21 protein-coding genes are annotated in these 17,169 nt (G+C 67.6%); 9 read left to right on the top strand and 12 right to left on the bottom strand.

Annotated features, from left to right (window positions below; translation table 11 throughout):
* Positions 1 to 9: 9 nt before the first annotated feature.
* Positions 10 to 1,305, top strand: a complete 1,296-nt coding sequence (aspS, locus tag DDQ50_RS03595; RefSeq protein WP_116756071.1) for an aspartate--tRNA(Asn) ligase — start codon at positions 10 to 12, stop codon at positions 1,303 to 1,305.
* A gap of 132 nt (positions 1,306 to 1,437) precedes the next feature.
* Positions 1,438 to 2,949 (top strand): hypothetical protein, encoded by a 1,512-nt coding sequence (locus DDQ50_RS03590; RefSeq protein WP_116755326.1) that lies wholly within the window; start codon positions 1,438 to 1,440, stop codon positions 2,947 to 2,949.
* Between the two features lie 63 nt (positions 2,950 to 3,012).
* On the opposite strand, the gene DDQ50_RS03585 is transcribed toward DDQ50_RS03590, so the two are convergent.
* The 4 genes from DDQ50_RS03585 to DDQ50_RS03570 all read right to left on the bottom strand — a co-directional run bounded on the left by DDQ50_RS03585 (position 3,013) and on the right by DDQ50_RS03570 (position 4,344).
* Positions 3,013 to 3,270: a glutaredoxin family protein gene (locus DDQ50_RS03585; protein WP_116755325.1), complete on the bottom strand. Its 258-nt coding sequence runs from the start codon at positions 3,268 to 3,270 to the stop codon at positions 3,013 to 3,015.
* Positions 3,271 to 3,374: 104 nt separating this feature from the next.
* Positions 3,375 to 3,473: a 30S ribosomal protein bS22 gene (locus DDQ50_RS03580; protein WP_003792170.1), complete on the bottom strand. Its 99-nt coding sequence runs from the start codon at positions 3,471 to 3,473 to the stop codon at positions 3,375 to 3,377.
* A 136-nt stretch (positions 3,474 to 3,609) separates the two neighbouring features.
* Positions 3,610 to 3,798 (bottom strand): helix-turn-helix transcriptional regulator, encoded by a 189-nt coding sequence (locus DDQ50_RS03575; RefSeq protein ID WP_116755324.1) that lies wholly within the window; start codon positions 3,796 to 3,798, stop codon positions 3,610 to 3,612.
* 102 nt (positions 3,799 to 3,900) lie between these two features.
* A complete protein-coding gene (locus tag DDQ50_RS03570; RefSeq protein WP_116755323.1) occupies positions 3,901 to 4,344 on the bottom strand; it encodes an ArsR/SmtB family transcription factor in 444 nt (147 codons plus the stop codon).
* 87 nt (positions 4,345 to 4,431) lie between these two features.
* Here DDQ50_RS03570 and DDQ50_RS03565 point away from each other — a divergent pair, with 87 nt between their 5' ends.
* Both DDQ50_RS03565 and DDQ50_RS03560 read left to right on the top strand, forming a co-directional pair.
* On the top strand, positions 4,432 to 5,856 hold the full coding sequence (locus tag DDQ50_RS03565) for a TrkH family potassium uptake protein (RefSeq protein ID WP_116755322.1): 1,425 nt from the start codon (positions 4,432 to 4,434) through the stop codon (positions 5,854 to 5,856).
* Entirely contained in the window at positions 5,849 to 6,517 is a 669-nt protein-coding gene (locus DDQ50_RS03560) for a potassium channel family protein (protein ID WP_116755321.1), read from the top strand. The genes DDQ50_RS03565 and DDQ50_RS03560 overlap by 8 nt, the downstream gene beginning before the upstream one ends.
* A gap of 52 nt (positions 6,518 to 6,569) precedes the next feature.
* Here the strand turns inward: DDQ50_RS03560 and proC are convergent, their stop codons facing one another.
* Positions 6,570 to 7,388 carry a pyrroline-5-carboxylate reductase gene (proC, locus tag DDQ50_RS03555; RefSeq protein ID WP_338065111.1) on the bottom strand — a complete coding sequence of 273 codons (819 nt, stop codon included), beginning with the start codon at positions 7,386 to 7,388 and terminating at the stop codon, positions 6,570 to 6,572.
* Positions 7,389 to 7,466: 78 nt separating this feature from the next.
* Here proC and DDQ50_RS03550 point away from each other — a divergent pair, with 78 nt between their 5' ends.
* A complete protein-coding gene (locus tag DDQ50_RS03550) occupies positions 7,467 to 7,763 on the top strand; it encodes a hypothetical protein (protein ID WP_116755319.1) in 297 nt (98 codons plus the stop codon).
* An 18-nt stretch (positions 7,764 to 7,781) separates the two neighbouring features.
* Here DDQ50_RS03550 and DDQ50_RS03545 read toward each other — a convergent pair whose 3' ends face one another.
* Positions 7,782 to 8,243, bottom strand: coding sequence for a nucleoside deaminase (locus DDQ50_RS03545; protein WP_465252663.1), 462 nt, complete (start codon positions 8,241 to 8,243; stop codon positions 7,782 to 7,784).
* A 44-nt stretch (positions 8,244 to 8,287) separates the two neighbouring features.
* On the opposite strand from DDQ50_RS03545, the gene upp reads away from it, so the two are divergent.
* Together upp and DDQ50_RS03535 are read left to right on the top strand one after the other, a co-directional pair.
* Positions 8,288 to 8,923: a uracil phosphoribosyltransferase gene (gene upp / locus DDQ50_RS03540; protein WP_116755318.1), complete on the top strand. Its 636-nt coding sequence runs from the start codon at positions 8,288 to 8,290 to the stop codon at positions 8,921 to 8,923.
* A 392-nt stretch (positions 8,924 to 9,315) separates the two neighbouring features.
* Positions 9,316 to 10,056, top strand: coding sequence for a winged helix-turn-helix domain-containing protein (locus DDQ50_RS03535; protein ID WP_116755317.1), 741 nt, complete (start codon positions 9,316 to 9,318; stop codon positions 10,054 to 10,056).
* A gap of 15 nt (positions 10,057 to 10,071) precedes the next feature.
* Here the strand turns inward: DDQ50_RS03535 and DDQ50_RS03530 are convergent, their stop codons facing one another.
* Positions 10,072 to 10,950 carry a hypothetical protein gene (locus DDQ50_RS03530; RefSeq protein WP_116755316.1) on the bottom strand — a complete coding sequence of 293 codons (879 nt, stop codon included), beginning with the start codon at positions 10,948 to 10,950 and terminating at the stop codon, positions 10,072 to 10,074.
* A 253-nt stretch (positions 10,951 to 11,203) separates the two neighbouring features.
* Between DDQ50_RS03530 and DDQ50_RS03525 the strand changes: the two genes are divergently transcribed.
* Entirely contained in the window at positions 11,204 to 11,632 is a 429-nt protein-coding gene (locus DDQ50_RS03525; RefSeq protein ID WP_116755315.1) for a MarR family winged helix-turn-helix transcriptional regulator, read from the top strand.
* A gap of 543 nt (positions 11,633 to 12,175) precedes the next feature.
* Complete coding sequence (locus tag DDQ50_RS03520) at positions 12,176 to 12,499, top strand: sigma factor (protein WP_165829677.1); 324 nt, start codon at positions 12,176 to 12,178, stop codon at positions 12,497 to 12,499.
* Positions 12,500 to 12,538: 39 nt separating this feature from the next.
* Here the strand turns inward: DDQ50_RS03520 and DDQ50_RS03515 are convergent, their stop codons facing one another.
* The 5 genes from DDQ50_RS03515 to DDQ50_RS03495 form a co-directional block, all read right to left on the bottom strand.
* Positions 12,539 to 12,883 carry a DUF6804 family protein gene (locus DDQ50_RS03515; protein WP_116755313.1) on the bottom strand — a complete coding sequence of 115 codons (345 nt, stop codon included), beginning with the start codon at positions 12,881 to 12,883 and terminating at the stop codon, positions 12,539 to 12,541.
* 33 nt (positions 12,884 to 12,916) lie between these two features.
* The gene (locus DDQ50_RS03510; RefSeq protein ID WP_116755312.1) at positions 12,917 to 14,620 is read right to left on the bottom strand and encodes an MDR family MFS transporter; all 1,704 of its coding nucleotides are present in this window, start codon (positions 14,618 to 14,620) and stop codon (positions 12,917 to 12,919) included.
* 3 nt (positions 14,621 to 14,623) lie between these two features.
* Positions 14,624 to 15,253 (bottom strand): TetR/AcrR family transcriptional regulator, encoded by a 630-nt coding sequence (locus DDQ50_RS03505; RefSeq protein ID WP_165829676.1) that lies wholly within the window; start codon positions 15,251 to 15,253, stop codon positions 14,624 to 14,626.
* Positions 15,254 to 15,321: 68 nt separating this feature from the next.
* Positions 15,322 to 16,107: a bestrophin-like domain gene (locus tag DDQ50_RS03500; protein ID WP_116755310.1), complete on the bottom strand. Its 786-nt coding sequence runs from the start codon at positions 16,105 to 16,107 to the stop codon at positions 15,322 to 15,324.
* A gap of 60 nt (positions 16,108 to 16,167) precedes the next feature.
* Positions 16,168 to 17,043 (bottom strand): LLM class F420-dependent oxidoreductase, encoded by an 876-nt coding sequence (locus tag DDQ50_RS03495; protein WP_116756069.1) that lies wholly within the window; start codon positions 17,041 to 17,043, stop codon positions 16,168 to 16,170.
* Positions 17,044 to 17,169: the final 126 nt, after the last annotated feature.

Here is a 17,169-nt window from a genome sequence, read left to right as displayed (position 1 = left end):
ACCCGCACCCTGATCAAGCAGCTCCCCGACCTGGCCGACGGCCAGGTCACCGTCGCCGGATGGGTCGAGACCATCCGCGATCAGAAGAAGGTGCAGTTCGTCATCCTTCGCGACGAATCGGGATCGGTCCAGCTGGTCCGTCCGCGGCCGGAGGGCGACGACGAGATCTCGTCGACCATCTCCGAGCTGACCCTCGGCAGCTTCGTCCGTGTGAGCGGCGAGCTGAAGCACGACGAGCGCGTCAAGCTCGGCGGCATCGAGGTCAAGATCGAGACGTTCGAGGTCGTCGGCAAGGCACTGCCCGAGAACCCCATCGCCGAGGACAGCAGCATCGACAAGCGCCTCGATTGGCGCTTCCTCGACCTCCGCCGCCCCGAGCTGAACCTCGTGTTCCGGGTGCAGACCACGTTCGAGCACGCGCTGCGCACCTGGTGGGTCGAGCACGACTTCGTCGAGATCCACACGCCCAAGCTCATGGCCTCGCCGTCCGAGTCGCGCGCCGAACTGTTCCAGGTCCCCTACTTCGAGACGACGGCCTACCTGGCTCAGAGTCCCCAGCACTTCAAGCAGATGGCGCAGGCCTCGGGCTTCGGCAAGATCTTCGAGATCGGCCCCGCCTTCCGCGCCGACCCGTCGTTCACCGCGCGTCACGCGACGGAGTTCACGAGCGTCGACGCCGAGATCAGCTGGGTCGACAGCCACGAGGACGTCATGCGGATGCACGAGGAGCTCCTCGTCGCCGGCTTCACGGCCGTCAAGGAGAAGCACGGGGATGAGATCAAGGCGCTCTTCGACATCGACATCGAAGTGCCATCGACCCCCTTCCCTCGCATCCCGCTCGCCGAGGCGAAGCAGATCGTCGCCGACCGCGGTTACGTCGTCCCTCGCGCGGACGACGACATGGACCCGGAGGGCGAGCGTCAGATCTCGGCCTACGTCAAGGAGACCTACGGGTCCGACTTCGTCTTCCTCACCGACTACGCGACGAGCATCCGGCCGTTCTACCACCGCCGCCATGACGACGACGCGGGTCTCACGAACAGCTACGACCTCATCTACAACGGCACCGAGATCTCGACGGGAGCGCAGCGCGAACATCGCGTCGAGGTGCTCGAGGCGCAGGCCCGCGACAAAGGTCTCGACACCGAAGAGCTGGCCACCTACCTCGACTTCTTCCGTTACGGCGTGCCCTCGCACGGCGGCTTCGGAATGGGGCTGGGCCGCGTGCTCATGCTGATGCTGCACCTGCCGAGTATCCGCGAGACCACATATCTGTTCCGGGGACCGAACCGCCTTCTCCCGTAGTAGTCCGCGCCCCCAGTGGCACACCTGTCAGGTAGATCTGGGCGATCACGGCGTGTCCGAAAAGTATGACCATTCCTCCTCAATAGGTTGACCGGCGGCGCAGAGCCCGCGCCGCTCAGACCAGGGGGATATGTGTTCAAACGTCGTGCCATCGCAGTCGGTGCCATCACCGGCGCGCTCGTCCTGCTGCCCGCGCTCAGCGCGGCGGCAGCTCCCAGCGTGATCGCCAACGGCGACTTCCAGGTCGACGACGTCGACTCGACGACGATCACCGGGTGGACGAGCATGAACCAGCTGATCGACCTCGGCGCCACCACGATCGCCGGTTGCGTCGCGCAGGACACGAGCGACTACACGACCCTGCGTGACTACGAGTCGGAGGCGGAGGGAGTTCTCGGGACCGTGACCGTCGATGTCGACGAGGTGGTCCTCCACCCCGACACGAACGTGCAGATCTGGGTCGACGCGAACGGAGACATGGTCGCCCCGAACACCGCCGGCGCCTGGGCCGTGCACTACGGCGAGTTCACCGACGGCGATGGCGAGACCGACATCGATTTCTACCTCAACGACGGCAACCGCGACTACGCCATCTGGGAGACCGACGAGCTCGACAACGGCACGTGGGCGATCGAGGAGTTCATCGAGGACGAGGTCGAGCCCCTCTTCTCCACGGTGCCCGACCCCTCCGTTCGCCAGGACAACGTCCCCGGGCCGGACGACGCCGACTTCTGGGATGACACCCCTGGGTTCGAGACCACCATCACCGACGAGTACTACGACTACGCCACTGACGAGTACCTCCCCCTCGAGAACGGGAACAAGGCGCTCAAGCTGTCGAGCGACTTCGATTCCAACGAGGACGGCTACGTCGCCCACGGCCCCGCTGTCTACAGCGACGTCTTCACGGTGAGCAACGCGCGCACGATCTCGCTGGACTGGATGGCCGCAGCGGTGTCGGACGACTACCACGTGCTCGGCTACGTCCTGAACGTGGCGACCTGCGAGCAGACCGAGGTCCTCGACTCGACCGGCGAGTCCCAGGCCTGGACGACGGCCTCGGTGAATCTCACGACCCCGGGCGACTACCGGTTCGTCTTCGTCGCGGGATCGTACGACTACAGCTGGGGTGGGGCCGCGGGCGCTGAACTCCTGATCGACAACATCCGCTCGACCGTGACGATCAACGGCACGGGCCTCGACCTCGCGCTGGACCTCGACCTCGGTCAGCCGGTCGGGGGTGCAACCGTGCAGCTCACCGGTGGCGGGCTCCAGCCGAACTCGGCCTGGACCGCGGTCATGCGTTCCGAGCCCGTCACTCTGGCGACGGGTGTCGCCGACGCCGGCGGCAACTTCTTCCAGCTCGCGCAGCTCCCCGCCAACGTCGAGCCCGGACGGCACAGCATCACGCTGACCGGAATCCGCCCCGATGGATCGCCGATCACGGATGTCGCTTACATCACTGTGGCGGCCAATGGAACGCTGCTCTACCTGTCCTTCGACGGGCCCGAGGGCACCGGCGCGGCCCTGGCGGCGACGGGAGCCGACACGACGCCATTCCTCGCGATCGCCGGGGCACTGCTCGTCGGTGGAGCCGCGCTGACCACGGTGAGCGTGGTTCGCCGCCGCAAGCGCACCGCCTGACAGGCAGGACGCAGCACGGAAGAAGGGCCCCGAGCAGCGCTCGGGGCCCTTCTGTCTCAGCCGTCAGACGGCGCTGGCGGCCGTGAGAGCTGACCGCAGTCGCGACGAGTCCACTCGCCAGAAAGCATGCAGATTGCCGTCGATCAGGACGACCGGGATCTTCTCGCCGTACTGCTCCATCAGCTGGGGATCGGTCAGGATGTCGACCTCGGTGACGTCGACCGCCCCTTCGGGCAGGTCGGCCACAACGGTCTCGACGATCTCCTTGGCGACCTCGCAGAGGTGGCAGTCGGCCTTGCCGTACAGAGTGAGAGCAGTCACGCCGTTCAGCCTAGATCGCGCTCCCGACCACCCACTGCGAACTGCGGCGGACATGGAAAACGCCGGACCAGATGGTCCGGCGTCTCGCACTCGAGCTGGCTCGTCTACTTCTTGTTGCGACGCTGGTGGCGCGTCTTGCGGAGCAGCTTGCGGTGCTTCTTCTTGGCCATGCGCTTGCGGCGCTTCTTGATGACTGAACCCATAGGGAAACCTCACTGATGATCTGTACGGACAACCGGGTCAGTACAGACCTCGGAAAACGTGCCCCCGCAGTCTACCGGCACGAGCCGTGACTGGCGAGTTCGGTGGAGCGGGCGCTCAGCTGACGCAGCCGGCGGGTCAGCCGAGTTCGGCGACGTGGTTCTCGATGGCCGCTTCGACAGCCGACTCGGGCACCCGGAAGGACCGGCCGAAACGGATCGCCGGGAGCTCACCTGAGTGAACGAGACGATAGACCGTCATGCGCGACACGCGCATCATGTCGGCGACCTCGGCGACGGTGAGGAATCGGGCGTCTGCGAGTGACATGCCTGACCTCCCCGATCTCGAATCCTGCGCGCTCGGCAAATGATGCCGCGCCCCTGTGCAGCATGGTCACTCTAGGTGCTGATGTGACAGCTGTAAAGATCGTCAGTCGCTGCCGCGGCCCGAGCGGAGTCGCGACGCGAAGCCTGCTGCAGCGTAGACGACGGCACCGGATGCGGCACCGATGCGCGACGCCACGAGCCGCGGACCCGCTCCGAGCACCGCGGGGGGCGCGTCGTCCGCCCCCATCCCGTCGTAATCGGCGCTGAGGAACGGCAGCAGCCAGTCCTCCACCGTCTCGAGTGGGGAGTAGTCGAGCCGGTAGAACCGGTGCTGCCCCTGATCCCTGACCGTCACGAGCTGGATGTCGCGCAGCACCTTGAGGTGCTTCGAGACCGTCGGCTGGCTGAGGCCCATGGCGACGACGAGTTCGCCGACGCTCATCTCACCCCCGTGGGGCGCGTCGGGGCCCTCGAGATAGCGCTCGAGGAGCGCGCGCAGCAAATCGCGCCTGGTCGCGTCGGCAATGACGTCGAAGATGTCCGCCATGTGTGCAAGGTTAGGGCGCCGGACCATCCCCGCACAGCATCGATTTCGGGAAGCGTCCGCCTAGCATGTCAAGCGCGAGGAGGAGACATGGCGCTGCGCGTCGAAACGCGACCGTTCGGCGAACGCCTGCGCGACGGTTTCAGCTACCTCGCCTCCCGCACTCCCGCCCGCTTCGCGATCGTCATCTTCGTCGGTCTGATAGCCCTGTTCACCTCATTGCTGTCGCTGCCCGCCATGACGACCTCCGGCCGGGTCGCCGACCTCGCCGACGCGTTGTTCACCGCCACCTCGGCCATCTGCGTGACGGGCCTGGTCACCGTGGACATGGCAACCTACTGGTCGCCTCTGGGACAGGTGATCATCGTCCTTGCGACGCAATTGGGGGCGGTGGGGGTCCTCACCCTCGCATCGGTGATGGGACTCGTCGTCTCGCGTCGCCTCGGCCTGCGACAGCGGCTCCTGGCGGCCGGCGACGTCAACCCGATGGCGCTCCAGCGGGGCGGTCAGGGCAATAGCCCGGCGTCCCGCCTCGGCGAGGTGGGCGGTCTCCTGGCAACGGTTGCCGTCAGCATGCTCGTCATCGAAGTGGTGATCGCGCTCCTGATGCTCCCCCGATTCCTCGTCGAGGGCGTCGAGTTCGGAGTCGCGCTTCGTGACTCCGCTTATTACTCGGCGATGGCATTCACCAACACCGGATTCGTCTTTTCGCAAGCGGGCCTCGCTCCTTATGCGGGCGACGTCTACTTCCTCTCTCTGCTCATGATCGGTGTGGTCCTCGGCGGTCTGGGCTTTCCTGTGATCTACGCCCTGAGCCGGAATCTCGCGAGACCGCGCCGATGGTCGTTGCACGTCAAGCTCACCCTCACGACTACGACGATTCTTTTCATCCTCGGCGCCGTGGCGTACATGGCGCTCGAGGCGGGCAACGAGCGCTCGATCGGCGGCAAGGGTGTCGGCGAACTTGCGTTCCAGTCGCTGTTCCTCTCGGTCATGACACGATCGGGCGGCTTCTCGACCTTCGACACCGGGGATCTCAACCATTCGAGCATGCTGGTCACGGACATGCTCATGTTCATCGGCGGCGGATCGGCGTCGACCGCCGGCGGCATCAAGGTGACGACGATCGCCATCCTGTTCATCGCGGCGTTCGCGGAGGCGCGCGGCAACGCGTCGATGGAGGCGTTCGAACGGAAGATCCCGGGAGACGTGCTGCGACTCGCGGTCAGCGTCGTGCTGTGGGGCGCGACGACGGTCGCACTGAGCTGCATCATCCTGCTGCAGCTGCAGAAGGACGCGAACCTCGACGCCGTCCTCTTCGACGTCATCTCGGCCTTCGGCACCTCGGGCCTGTCGAGCGGATTCACCGCGACGCTCGAGGACCCCGGCAAGTACGTGCTCTCCGGAACCATGTTCATGGGCCGCATTGGTACAGTGACACTCGCCGCGGCCCTGGCAGCGAGCCAGCGTAGACAGCTGTTCACCCGCGCCGAGGAGAGGCCGATCGTTGGTTGACCGGATTCCGCACAACGCGCCCGTGCTCGTCATCGGTCTGGGTCGGTTCGGGGCAGCCACTGCCGGTCAGCTCGATCGCCTCGACCGCGAGGTTCTCGCCATCGACGAAAGCGCTCTGCTCGTGCAGAAGTGGTCGGAGCGTGTGACGCATGCCGTTCAGGCCGATGCGCGGAGCATCGATGCGCTTCGCCAGCTCGGTGCTGAGGACTTCTCGGTCGCGGTGGTGGCCGTGGGGTCCTCTATCGAGGCCAGCGTGCTGATCACCGCCAATCTCGTCGACCTCAAGATCCCCCAGATCTGGGCGAAGGCGATCTCCCAGTCGCACGGCAAGATCCTCGAGCGCATCGGCGCCAACCACGTGATCTACCCCGAGGCAGAGGCGGGCGAGCGCGTCGCCCACCTCGTGTCCGGCCGCATGCTCGACTACATCCAGTTCGACGACGACTTCGCGCTCGTCAAGATGTATCCGCCGAAGCCGATCCGCGGTCTGTCGCTCACCCAGTCGGATGTGCGCCGCAAGTTCAAGATCACCGTCGTCGGCGTCAAGTCCCCGGGCAAGCCGTTCACCTACGCCACGGCCGACACAGTCGTGTCGAACCACGACCTCATCATCGTCTCGGGCGCCGCAGCGGACATCGAACGCTTCGCCTCCCTCATCTGACCCGCGCCCCGCGGACTCAGGTCAGGGCTGGGCAGGTCGGGACCGCGGCGGGTCAGGACAGGGAGGCGGTGATCTCCGCCGAGCGAGCCGCTGCGGCCGCCGTCGCGGCGTCGAGAGTCGACGCCAGATCCCGCGCCTCGAGGACCGCGACCCCGCGCTCGGTCGTGCCGTTCGGGCTGGTCACCCTGCGCCGCAACTCCGCGGCATCGAGATCCGAGGACGCGGCGAGCGCCGCCGCCCCGTGCACGGTCTCGCGGGCGAGCGCGTCCGCCAGCTCGGGGTCGAGCCCCCGCGCCCGAGCGGCCGCGGCCAGCTGCTCGATGAAGTAGAAGACGTAGGCCGGGCCCGAACCCGACACAGAGGTGAGCGCGTCCTGCCGGTCCTCGTCGATCACGTGGACGGCACCCATCGTCGAGAAGACGCGCTCCACCAGCTCGAGCGCACCGGGTTCGACCGCACTGCCGGCGCTCAGGCCCGTCACTCCCAGACCGATCGTCGCCGGAGTGTTCGGCATCGCGCGAACGACAGCGGTTCCGGCGGGGAGCTCGGCCTCGATGCGGGAGGTGGGGATACCGGCGGCGACGCTCACGACGATCGCATCCGAGTCGAGGGCGTCTGCGATCTCGGAGGCCAGGGCTGCGATGCCGACGGGCTTGACGGCGAGCACGACGACTTTCGCACCACGCACCGCAGCGCGGTTGGCGTCGGCATCATCGTCTGTGGTCAGAACCGTCACGCCGTCGGCCGTGACGCGCTCCGCTGATGAGCGCGAGCGAGTCGTGACGGCGATGCCGGAATCCACCGAGACGCCGGGGGCGGTGAGCCCTGCGAGGATCGCTCCCCCCATCGAGCCGGCTCCGAGAATGGCCACGTGGGGCAGCGAAACGTCCGGGGAATCTTGCACGCGCCCATCTTAGGATTGGGCCACCAGTCGTTCGGAGCTCCCTCGATGTCCACTCACTCGCCAGATCTCAGCGCAATCGACGCCGCAATCCACGCGGTCGGACTCGTGAAGGGGGTGTCGGCGCTCCACGCACTCGAGCGGGCGGACGGCGGGCTCGTCGTCGTCGCACGCGTCGGCCTCTCGCCGCTCCTGCGGCTCACCGAGGTCGTCCTCACCATCGGCGAAGTGGACCACGCGGTCCGCAAGGCCGACAGCCGTGTCGAAGCGGTCTTCGTCGAGCCCGACATCGCCGCGGACTCGGCGACCCCCACCGAGACCATCGTCATCCGCGCCCTCGACTGACCCGGGCAGGCGGTCGGGCTACCTCCGGTCGTCGAAGAACTGCCGCAGCATCGCCGAGCTCAGGTCGGCGTCGACACCGGCGACCACCTCGACCCGGTGCGGCAGCCGCCGATCCCGCAGCAGGTCGTAGACCGACCCGACCGCGCCGGCCTTGTCGTCCCATGCCCCGTAGACGACGCGACCCACGCGTGACGCGAGCGCCGCGCCCGCGCACATCGCGCACGGTTCGAGGGTGACGACGAGGATGCAGGAGGCGAGATTCCAATCGCCTCGCAGAGCCGCGGCCGCCCTGAGCGCCACGACCTCGGCATGAGCCGTCGGATCTCCCGTCGCCTCGCGCTCATTGCGTCCTCGCGCGATCACGACGCCGCTCTCGTCGACGACGACCGCCCCGACCGGGACATCGCCGGTCGCCAGCGCAGCGCGGGCCTCAGCCAGCGCCTCGGCCATCCAGGACCGCACGTTCGTCTGCTCGCTCACGCCCTCGGTGCTCCTCGTCGGCTCGAGACCATTAGATTGACCCTATGCGAGTGCATGTGGCCGACCATCCCCTGATCACCCACAAGCTCACGGTCCTGCGTGACAAGACGACGCCCTCGGCGACGTTCCGCAACCTCACGGAGGAGCTCGTCACGCTGCTCGCCTACGAGGCCACGCGGGGGGTTCGCACCAACACCGTCGAGATAGAGACCCCCGTCGCGGTGACGACCGGCCTCGCGATCAGCGATCCCAAACCGCTGGTGGTGCCCATTCTCCGCGCCGGACTCGGCATGCTCGACGGAATGGTCAAGCTCCTGCCGAGCGCAGAGGTCGGCTTCCTGGGCATGGTCCGCGACGAGACGACACTCGAACCGTCGGTCTACGCGGAACGCCTGCCCGACGACCTGTCGAACCGGCAGTGCTTCGTACTCGACCCGATGCTGGCGACGGGCGGATCCCTGCTCGCGGCGATCGAGTACCTGTTCGATCGCGGCGCGGTGGACGTGACCGCCATCTGCCTGCTCGCCGCTCCCGAGGGTGTCGCCGCCATCGAGCGCGCCATCGACGGCCGGAACGTGTCGATCGTGCTCGGAGCACTCGACGAGCGCCTCAACGAGCACGGCTACATCGTCCCGGGACTGGGCGACGCGGGCGACCGCCTTTACGGCACCGTCTCCTGATCCACGAGCTGCCCGTTTCGGGCAGTTCTCGCGGTCGAACACTGCCCGAATCGGGCGACTCGCCGTTCTGATCGAACGGAAATGTTGACATGTCTCACTTTCGTAGGACAAAATCGACCCCATGTCTCACTATTCGCGCATCCTGACCTCCCTCGAGGCCTCCGGATCCGCCGGCATGATGGCCGGCTGCGCGATGTCGTGTCGAATGTGCCGCTGAGCCTTCTACCCGCCGAGTCCACAGCTCCACCAGCGCCGAGGTCGTACCCCTCGAAGCCGACTGGTCGGCAGGACTCCCCGTCGATCCTCTGATCGACGCGCTCCCGCATTCGCTTCTCGCACGGCTGGCCGTGCCGCTCATCTTTGAGCACCCTCATCGAAGGTCTTCTCCGACAATGTCGCTTCTCCAGCTCGATCTCGCCACCACCACTCGCCGTCCCACCCTCGCCGACCGTCAGGTCGACCGGCCCGTCGCCCCTCTCCGTCCCGTGACGACGGCGGACGCTCCCGCCAAGCTGCACGCGGTTCCCGAGGGCACCGAGGCCCGCGGCTTCGCTCTCTACGTCGGCGTCGACGAGGCGAAGGCGGCCGCTGCCGGCATCGACCTCCCCACCCTCGTCCGCGCGCTCCGCGCACTGACCGCCGAACTCGTCCCCTCAGCCGAGACGCATGCCGCCGTCGCCCTCGCCCGCGCACGCTCGGGTGGTCGGGATGTCGAGGTCGTCCGGCTCGCGCTCCAGGAGCCCGCCGCTCTCGCCGGGCGGCGGGGCGCCGAAGAGGAGGTTCTGGCCGGCTCGGCCGAGGGCGTCGTCATCGATATCTCGCGCAAGCACGTGACACTCGGCGGCGAGGTGGCCCCTCTCACCTTCAAGGAGTTCGAACTCCTCCAGTACCTGGTGCTTCGCGAAGGGCGCACCATCGACCGCTCCGAGATTATCTCCGCGCTCTGGGGCGCCGGCGACGAGGAGGCACCGAATTCGCGCACGATCGACGTGCACGTGCGCCGCCTGCGCTCGAAGCTGGGTTCGTACCAGGCGATCGTTCGCACGGTCCGTGGAGCCGGTTACCGGTTCGACCGCCATGCCGACGTCATCGTGCGCCACTCGCACGGAGCTCCGAGCCCCGACCGCTTCTGATCCCCGCGGTCGCCGTCACGCCGATCCGCAACGACGGCCGATGTACTCGAAGACCAGGGCGCGCACCTCGGACGGCATGACGAGCGTGATCTCGGACGTCTGATCTCCCACGGTCATCGTGAGCGGGAAGCGCGTACCCACCTTGTCCTCCGCGACGGCGTGCGGATCGCACCGGGCCGGCACGACGGGCAGCACGATCGTCGACGTCGACTCCCCCGGGATCCTCTGATCGAGCGGCCAGGAGTCCGCTCCGCCCTCGGGTTGCAGCAGCACGGTGCTCCCGACACTGTCGACCGTGACGTCGACATCGCTGATCGTGGAAACGGTCAATGGCACGAGCGCCACCTCGTCGGCCCCTGAGCCGCTGAATTCGACGCTCGCGCCGAAGGCCACCTCCGCCGCCGATGCGACGGCCGCAGCGGAACACTGCTCCTCCGTCACCCGACCCACCATCTCGAGCGGATCGGTCACCTCGACCGTCGCGACCCCGTCCCGGTCCGCCACTGCGAACGTCAGCCGTGCTGTGCCGGACCCGACACCGGGCGGGCAGATCGCGACAGGGATCTGAACCGGGAGGTCGCGCGTGATCCCGCCGCGGACCTCGCTGTCGCCGGTCCAGACAGCATCCGACTCGAAGCGCGGATCGTTGTAAGCGACCTCGGACACGACGACGTCCTCGTCGGATGCGTTGATGACACGTACCTGCATGCGACCAGCGGCATAGTCGGTGCGGTTCTGCAGGACCTCGACCCGTAGGTCCCCAGGCAGCACCGCGGAGCTCTGCGCGCACCCCGCGACGAGCCCTCCCCAGGCGACGGCTAGCGCGAGCGAGGCCCCGGCACGCGCGACAGTCGCGAGCCGCAGCGGCCGGGCTGCCCCACGAGCATCGGTCACGGAGAATTCCCAGGGAAGAATCGCGCCCAAAGACTGGCGCGCGTTACCAAACCGTTATATCTTTCAAGAGCGTTAGTTGTTTGCTGTGGCAGCTAACGCGGAATGTGATTGCAGGACACTCTTGGTGCAAGGGAGAGGGCCGGCCGCCAGCCTCTGCGGCCGGCCCTCAATCATGCCACGAGCCGCAGCGTCAGCGCATTCCCGCCATCCCCCCGGTCGGCCCTATTCTTGAGCCCACCGGCCGAGGAGGAACATGGCGAAGTCGACCGCAGTGACGGCGTGGGAAGCGCTCTTCAGAGCACAGGTGGCCGTTATGCGCCAACTGGCGGCGGAATTCCCGAAGACGCTCTCGCTCAACGAGTACGACGTGCTGTTCAATCTCTCGCGCGCACCCGGACAGCGCTGCCGCCTACGCGACCTGACCCAGCTCGTGCTCCTGACCCAGCCGAGCATCAGTCGACTCGTCGATCGACTGGCGGCGCGAGGCCTCGTCGAGAAGACGCCGGATGAGAACGACGGTCGCGGCACGTTCGTGCAGCTGACGCCCGAAGGCTTCGAGATCTACCGGCAGGTGGCGGTCGAGCACGCGAAGTCGATCCGCCAGCGCCTCTCGGAGTCGCTCGACGCGCAGGAGCTCGCGGAACTCGAACGCCTGAGCATCAAGCTCAGGAACGGCGCCTGACGAAGGCCGGTCACGGCTCGAGGGCTTCGCGGCGCGACTCTGCCGATGGCGGGCTTGGCCCGCCACCGGCGACAGTCAACTGAGATCCGTCCGCGTGAGCGGGTCCGTGCGGGGTGGGTAGTCCCGCGTGCCTCAACGTTGGCCACGAGGTCGACCGACTGCCTGCACGACATTGGGGGAATGTCGATGCATCGGGTAGCTTTCGGTCCGACGGTGGTGAAGTCCTCGCAATGCGCTCCGACCTCGGACTTCAACATATAGGGCGCGTCACCACCTCGCCAGCAAATGTCCCCCAAATGGTGGACCACCGGTCAGAATTGTCCCCCTCCTTGAGGACAGCTGAAAAGAGATCCCCTCATGGGAGCCCCGTCTTGTCCCCCGGAGTGGGGGTGATAGGACGGATCGGCAGATCCGGCCCTGGGCTGATAACCGCAAATGGTCGACTCGAGCTGCGGCCTTTCCCGGGGAGAATGCTGAGGGTTTTCACCCGAGTTCTCCGAGTAGTCCCATCGGCAAGCAGTGATCCGCGTTAGCTTGAGGCGAGTGGCCCCAGTCCCCGGCCGGGTCCTCCCCCATCAACCGCTGGACCAGCTGGTCGTTCTCATCGCGGACGGCAACCGGGCGGCCCTCTCGCAGTTCTACGACCGAACGGCACCGCGAGTGCTCGCGCTCGTGCGGGGATCCCTCGCCGACGACCGGCACTGCGAGTCCATCGCCGAGGCGGTCTTCCTCGAGGTCTGGCGGAATGCCGGCCGCTACGACCCGCGGGCGGGCGAACCACTCGCGTGGGTGCTGACCCTCGCCCGCGAAGAGGTCACCGCGCGCCTCAGCGACAGCGAACGGAACAACGGCTCGCCGACGCGATGAACGCTCCCGCCGGCACGGCCGACAGGCGCGGCGCAGGGCTCAGCGCCGACGCCTCACCGCCGGCGCACTGTCGACGGGGGCCCGGAACAGCAGGGCGATGGCCAGCAGCGCGGCGGCGGCCAGGACATGAGCGCCAGCCCATAGCGTGCCGGAGAAGTCGAAGGGGTAGATCGGGTTCCAGATGATCGCCACCGCGACAGCCGGCAGCGCCCACGGCCAGGCCGTGTTCTGCATGGCGATGACCGCCACGATGAGCGCCAGGATGGCGACGGCGAAGCGGACGATCAGGTAGCCGTCGCTGCCGAGCACGAATATTCCGGCGATCAGGGCGGTCGCGCACAGGATGGCGGGCAGGAACGCGGGGCGGCCGCGAGTCTGGGTCATCTCATGATCCTGACATCCGGTGGCCCCGCGGGCTCACCGCGCGCGGGGCGGTGCGCCCGCGTCGACGTCGTCCGACGCCGAGTCCGCGGCCGCAGCAGGCTCTGCGGTCGTCGAGCCCGCAGGAGCTCCGTTCCGGTGCGCGGCTTCGAGAGCCTCCGCCTCGTCGCCTCCGATCGCCTCGCCGCGCGCGACCAGACCGGCCACGTCGGAGAGCGGGATCTCCTTGAGGAACAGCGACAGGATGAACGCGATGCCGATGAAGGGGATGAGGTACCAGAAGACCGGGGCGAGGGCGTCGGCATAGGCGTTGACGACCCCGTCGCGGACCGCGTCGGGAAGCTGGCTCAGCGTCGCCGGGTCGAGCGTCGCGGTCGATCCCGCCGCCGCCTCGGGAGTCGCACCCGCGGCGGTGAAGACACCCGTCAGGTTCTCGGTGAGGCGCGTCGTGAAGAGCGCCCCGAAGATCGCGACTCCCAGCGACGCTCCAACCTCGCGGAAGTAGTTGTTCGTCGAGGTCGCGGTTCCGATCATTCCGGGGCTGACCGCGTTCTGCACGACGAGGACGACGACCTGCATGATGAGCCCCAGGCCGGCGCCGAACACGAACAGGTAGACGCAGATCAGCCAGATCGGGGTGTCCGCGGTCAGGGTCGTCATGGCACCCATGGCGGCGCCCGTGAGCAGAGTGCCGACGATCGGGAAGATCCGGTAGTGGCCGGTCCTCGAGATCGCGATGCCCGAGACGATCGAGGTGCCGATGAGGCCGACCATCATCGGCAGAAGCAGCAGCCCGGAGACCGCGGCGGACGTGCCGGACGACATCTGGAGGAAGGTGGGCACGAAGCCGATCGCGGCGAACATGCCGAGGCCCAGAGTGAAGCCGATGGCGGTCGCGTTGACGAAGATCGGGTTGCGGAAGAGCGCGAGCGGGATGATCGGGTCGGCAGCCTTGGATTCGACCCAGATGAACAGCGCCGCCGCGATGACCATGCCGGCGCCGAGCATCCAGGTCTCGGGCGCCGCCCAGCCGAAGTCCTTGTCCCCGCCCAAGTCGGTGAAGAAGATGAGCAGGGTCGTCGCCGCCGAGAGGAGGACGAGTCCGAGCACGTCGATCTTCTGAGTCGCCTTCTTGTTCGGCAGGGTGAGCGTGAACCAGGCGATGGCGAACGCGGCGATGCCGACCGGGATGTTGATGTAGAACGCCCACTGCCAGGTGAGGTGGTCGACGAAGTAGCCGCCGAGGAGCGGACCGCCGACGGCCGAGAGACCGAAGATGCCGCCGAGGGGGCCGAGGTACTTGCCGCGCTCGGAGGCGGGGACGATGTCGGCGATGATCGCCTGCGAGAGGATCATCAGACCGCCGCCGCCGAGGCCCTGGATCGCCCGGAACACCACGAAGGACCAGAAGTCGCCCGCGAAGGCGCACCCGACGGAGGCCAGGGTGAACAGCGCGATCGCGATGAGGAAGAGTCGTCGGCGGCCGAGGACGTCACCGAACTTGCCGTAGATCGGCATCACGATGGTCGTGGCCAGCAGGTACGCGGTGGTGATCCAGACCTGGTGCTCGACGCCGCCGAGCTGCCCGACGATCGTCGGCATGGCAGTCGAGACGATGGTCTGGTCGAGGCTGGAGAGCAGCATGCCGGCGATGAGCGCGGCGAAGATGATCCAGATCCGCCGCTTGGTGAGAAGCAGCGGGGCGTCCGCAGGGCGGGCGGTCGGTGCGGTGGAAGACACGGTTCAGGCTCCAGGGTTGTTCGCGGACGACGGTGCGGCCGGCGGGAAGACGGCCCGGGCGGCGACCAGCGCGTCGCCCAGGAGTGAATCGAAGGATCGGGTGTTGCCGGGGGCGACGAATCTGCCCATCGCGATGCGGATCACCGAGTTGGCTATCGCGACGGCAGCCTGCGCCCGGACGTCGGCGGGCTCGAACCCCTCGCGCGCGGCCACCAGCCCGGTGAGTTCGCGCTCGCGCTCGCTCCCCGACTTCATGAGTCGTTCGAGCAGCTGCGGCTCCTTCTCGAGCGCCGCGATGAACCCGGCGGCCTGCTGAGGGGTGAGGCCGATCGCCGAGACCTGATGGATGGCCAGTTCGGCGAGGTAGTCGACGGGACTCGTCGCGCCCCGCTCCGCGTCACGGGCATCGAGGAAGGCGACGGCCTCCTCGATCTCGACCGCGGCATTGTCGGCACCGACGATCGCGTCCTCTTTGGTGCGGAAGTAGTTGAAGAAGGTGCGGCGCGAGACGCCGACCTCGTCGCAGACCTGATCGACGGTGAAGCCGTGAAGGCCGTGCTCCGCTGTCATGGCGCGGGTGACGTTCGTGATCGAGCGACGGGTCTGCTCCATGCGCCGGTCGCGCACGCTCATAACTGCACTATCGCTCATAGAGTGCATGATTGCACTATGGGTCTCATAGTGCAATACGACTCGCGGTGTCAGTCCAGCAGGTCGTCGAGCAGGTCCTGGTAGTCCTCGGACGTGACGGCCACCTCTCCGGAGTAGGGGTGGTCCATGTCAGCCGTCACGAAGATCAGCAGCCCCACGAAGACCGCGATCACGCCGGACATGAACAGGTGCACTCGGACACGCTTCACCTCGATGAGCCCGAGGAGGACCGCATTGAGCAGCGCGCCGATGCCGATGACGACCCAGAACAGCGACGGCAGCGCGAGGTGGGTCATATCGACCCGCGTCCGCCGCGCGAGGATCAGGTCGTTGAACGCCGCGATGGTGTTGTTGTGGAGCACCTGCATACCCGGGGTGGTGGGTTCGAACGACAGCAGCAGATCCTGCAGCCCGAGGACCCGCATGTCGTCCTCGGTCGGCACCCGCCCGAGTGCCTGGGCGGGGAAGTCGATGGTCACCACGCCTTCCGTGTAGCTGCGGAGCGCATCCATCAGCTGACCGGCGATGGGGTCGGGGTATCCGCTGACATCACGGAAGAGGGTCGCGATGGCCGACGTCTCCGCGAGGACGGCCTCGTCGACCCGCATGAAGTTCTCGTAGACCGACACCGCGACCAGGGCGAGCAGGATGCCGTAGAAGACGCCGTACGCGGTGATGGCATACCCGAGCACCCGGTCCCACTCGAGGGAGTCGACCGCCGCGCGACGAACGGGACCGCGCAGTACGAGGAGCACACCCCACGACACGAGCAGGAAGCCCGCGACGAAGATCGGCAGCGACAGCCAGATCGGCCACTGATACAAGAAGTCACCCACGCGCTCATCATGACGCGCGCGGCGGCGGAACCACGGCTGCGGCGCACCCGCCGCGTGTGATCAGCCGATCTGCGCCATCCGCGGTGCGAAGTCGTCGCCGAGGCGACGGGCCCAGCCCGCAGGGTCGGGCGTGACGGCACGGTAGTGCAGGTGCTCGATGCCGACCGCGGCGAACTCCTCCGCCTGGCGCAGTGCGGTATCCGGGTCGGCGACGGGGTCGACCATGCCCGCCATGGCCGTCTTCTCGATGCTCGCGTAATCGCGTCCCTCCGTCTCGCAGTGACGGGCGAGCACCTCGAGCTTGTGCTTCGCCGCCGCCGCGTCGGGCACGATGAGGTTGGTGGCGTCGGCATAGCGGGCCACGAGGCGGAGGGTCTTCTGCTCGCCGGAGCCGCCGATCACGATCGGCGGGTGCGGCTTCTGCACGGAAGCGGGAACGTTGATCGTCTCGGCGAGCTGGTAGTACTCGCCGGCGAACGGACCGTCGTCGTCGCTCCACATCTGCAGGGCGATCCGGATGGCCTCTTCGAGGCGCCCGAAGCGCTCGGCGAGCGGCGGGTACGGGACACCGAGTGCGAGATGCTCGCGCTCGTACCAGGCGGCGCCGATGCCCAGGAACGCGCGGCCCTCGGAGAGCACGTCGAGCGTCGTCGCGATCTTGGCGAGCAGACCGGGATGACGGTAGGTCACACCGGTGACCACGGTGCCGAGCTTCACCGTGCTCGTCTTCGCCGCGAGGTAGCCGAGCGTCGTGTATCCCTCGAGCATCGGGTCGTGCGCCGTCCGGAACTGCTCCATCTGGAAGAAGTGGTCCATGACGGTGAGCCAGGACGCCCCCACCTCCTCAGCCGCTTCCGCCGTGCCGCCGAGCGCGGGGGCCAGAGCGGCGGAACCGCCGGGGATGTTGAAGTCCATGAAGTGGATACCGAATCGCATGGCTCCATCATCACCCCGCGCGGAGCCGCCCTCGCCGCGGAGGACGACCTTCACGGCCGCCGTCCACGCACTCGGCGCGGAATCCTAACGAAATCCTCACGGGCGATCGGCTCGGGCGGCCGGATC

This window comes from Amnibacterium flavum, assembly GCF_003097495.1.
Taxonomy (GTDB): domain Bacteria; phylum Actinomycetota; class Actinomycetes; order Actinomycetales; family Microbacteriaceae; genus Naasia; species Naasia flava.
This window is presented reverse-complemented; position numbering and strand designations above follow the sequence as displayed.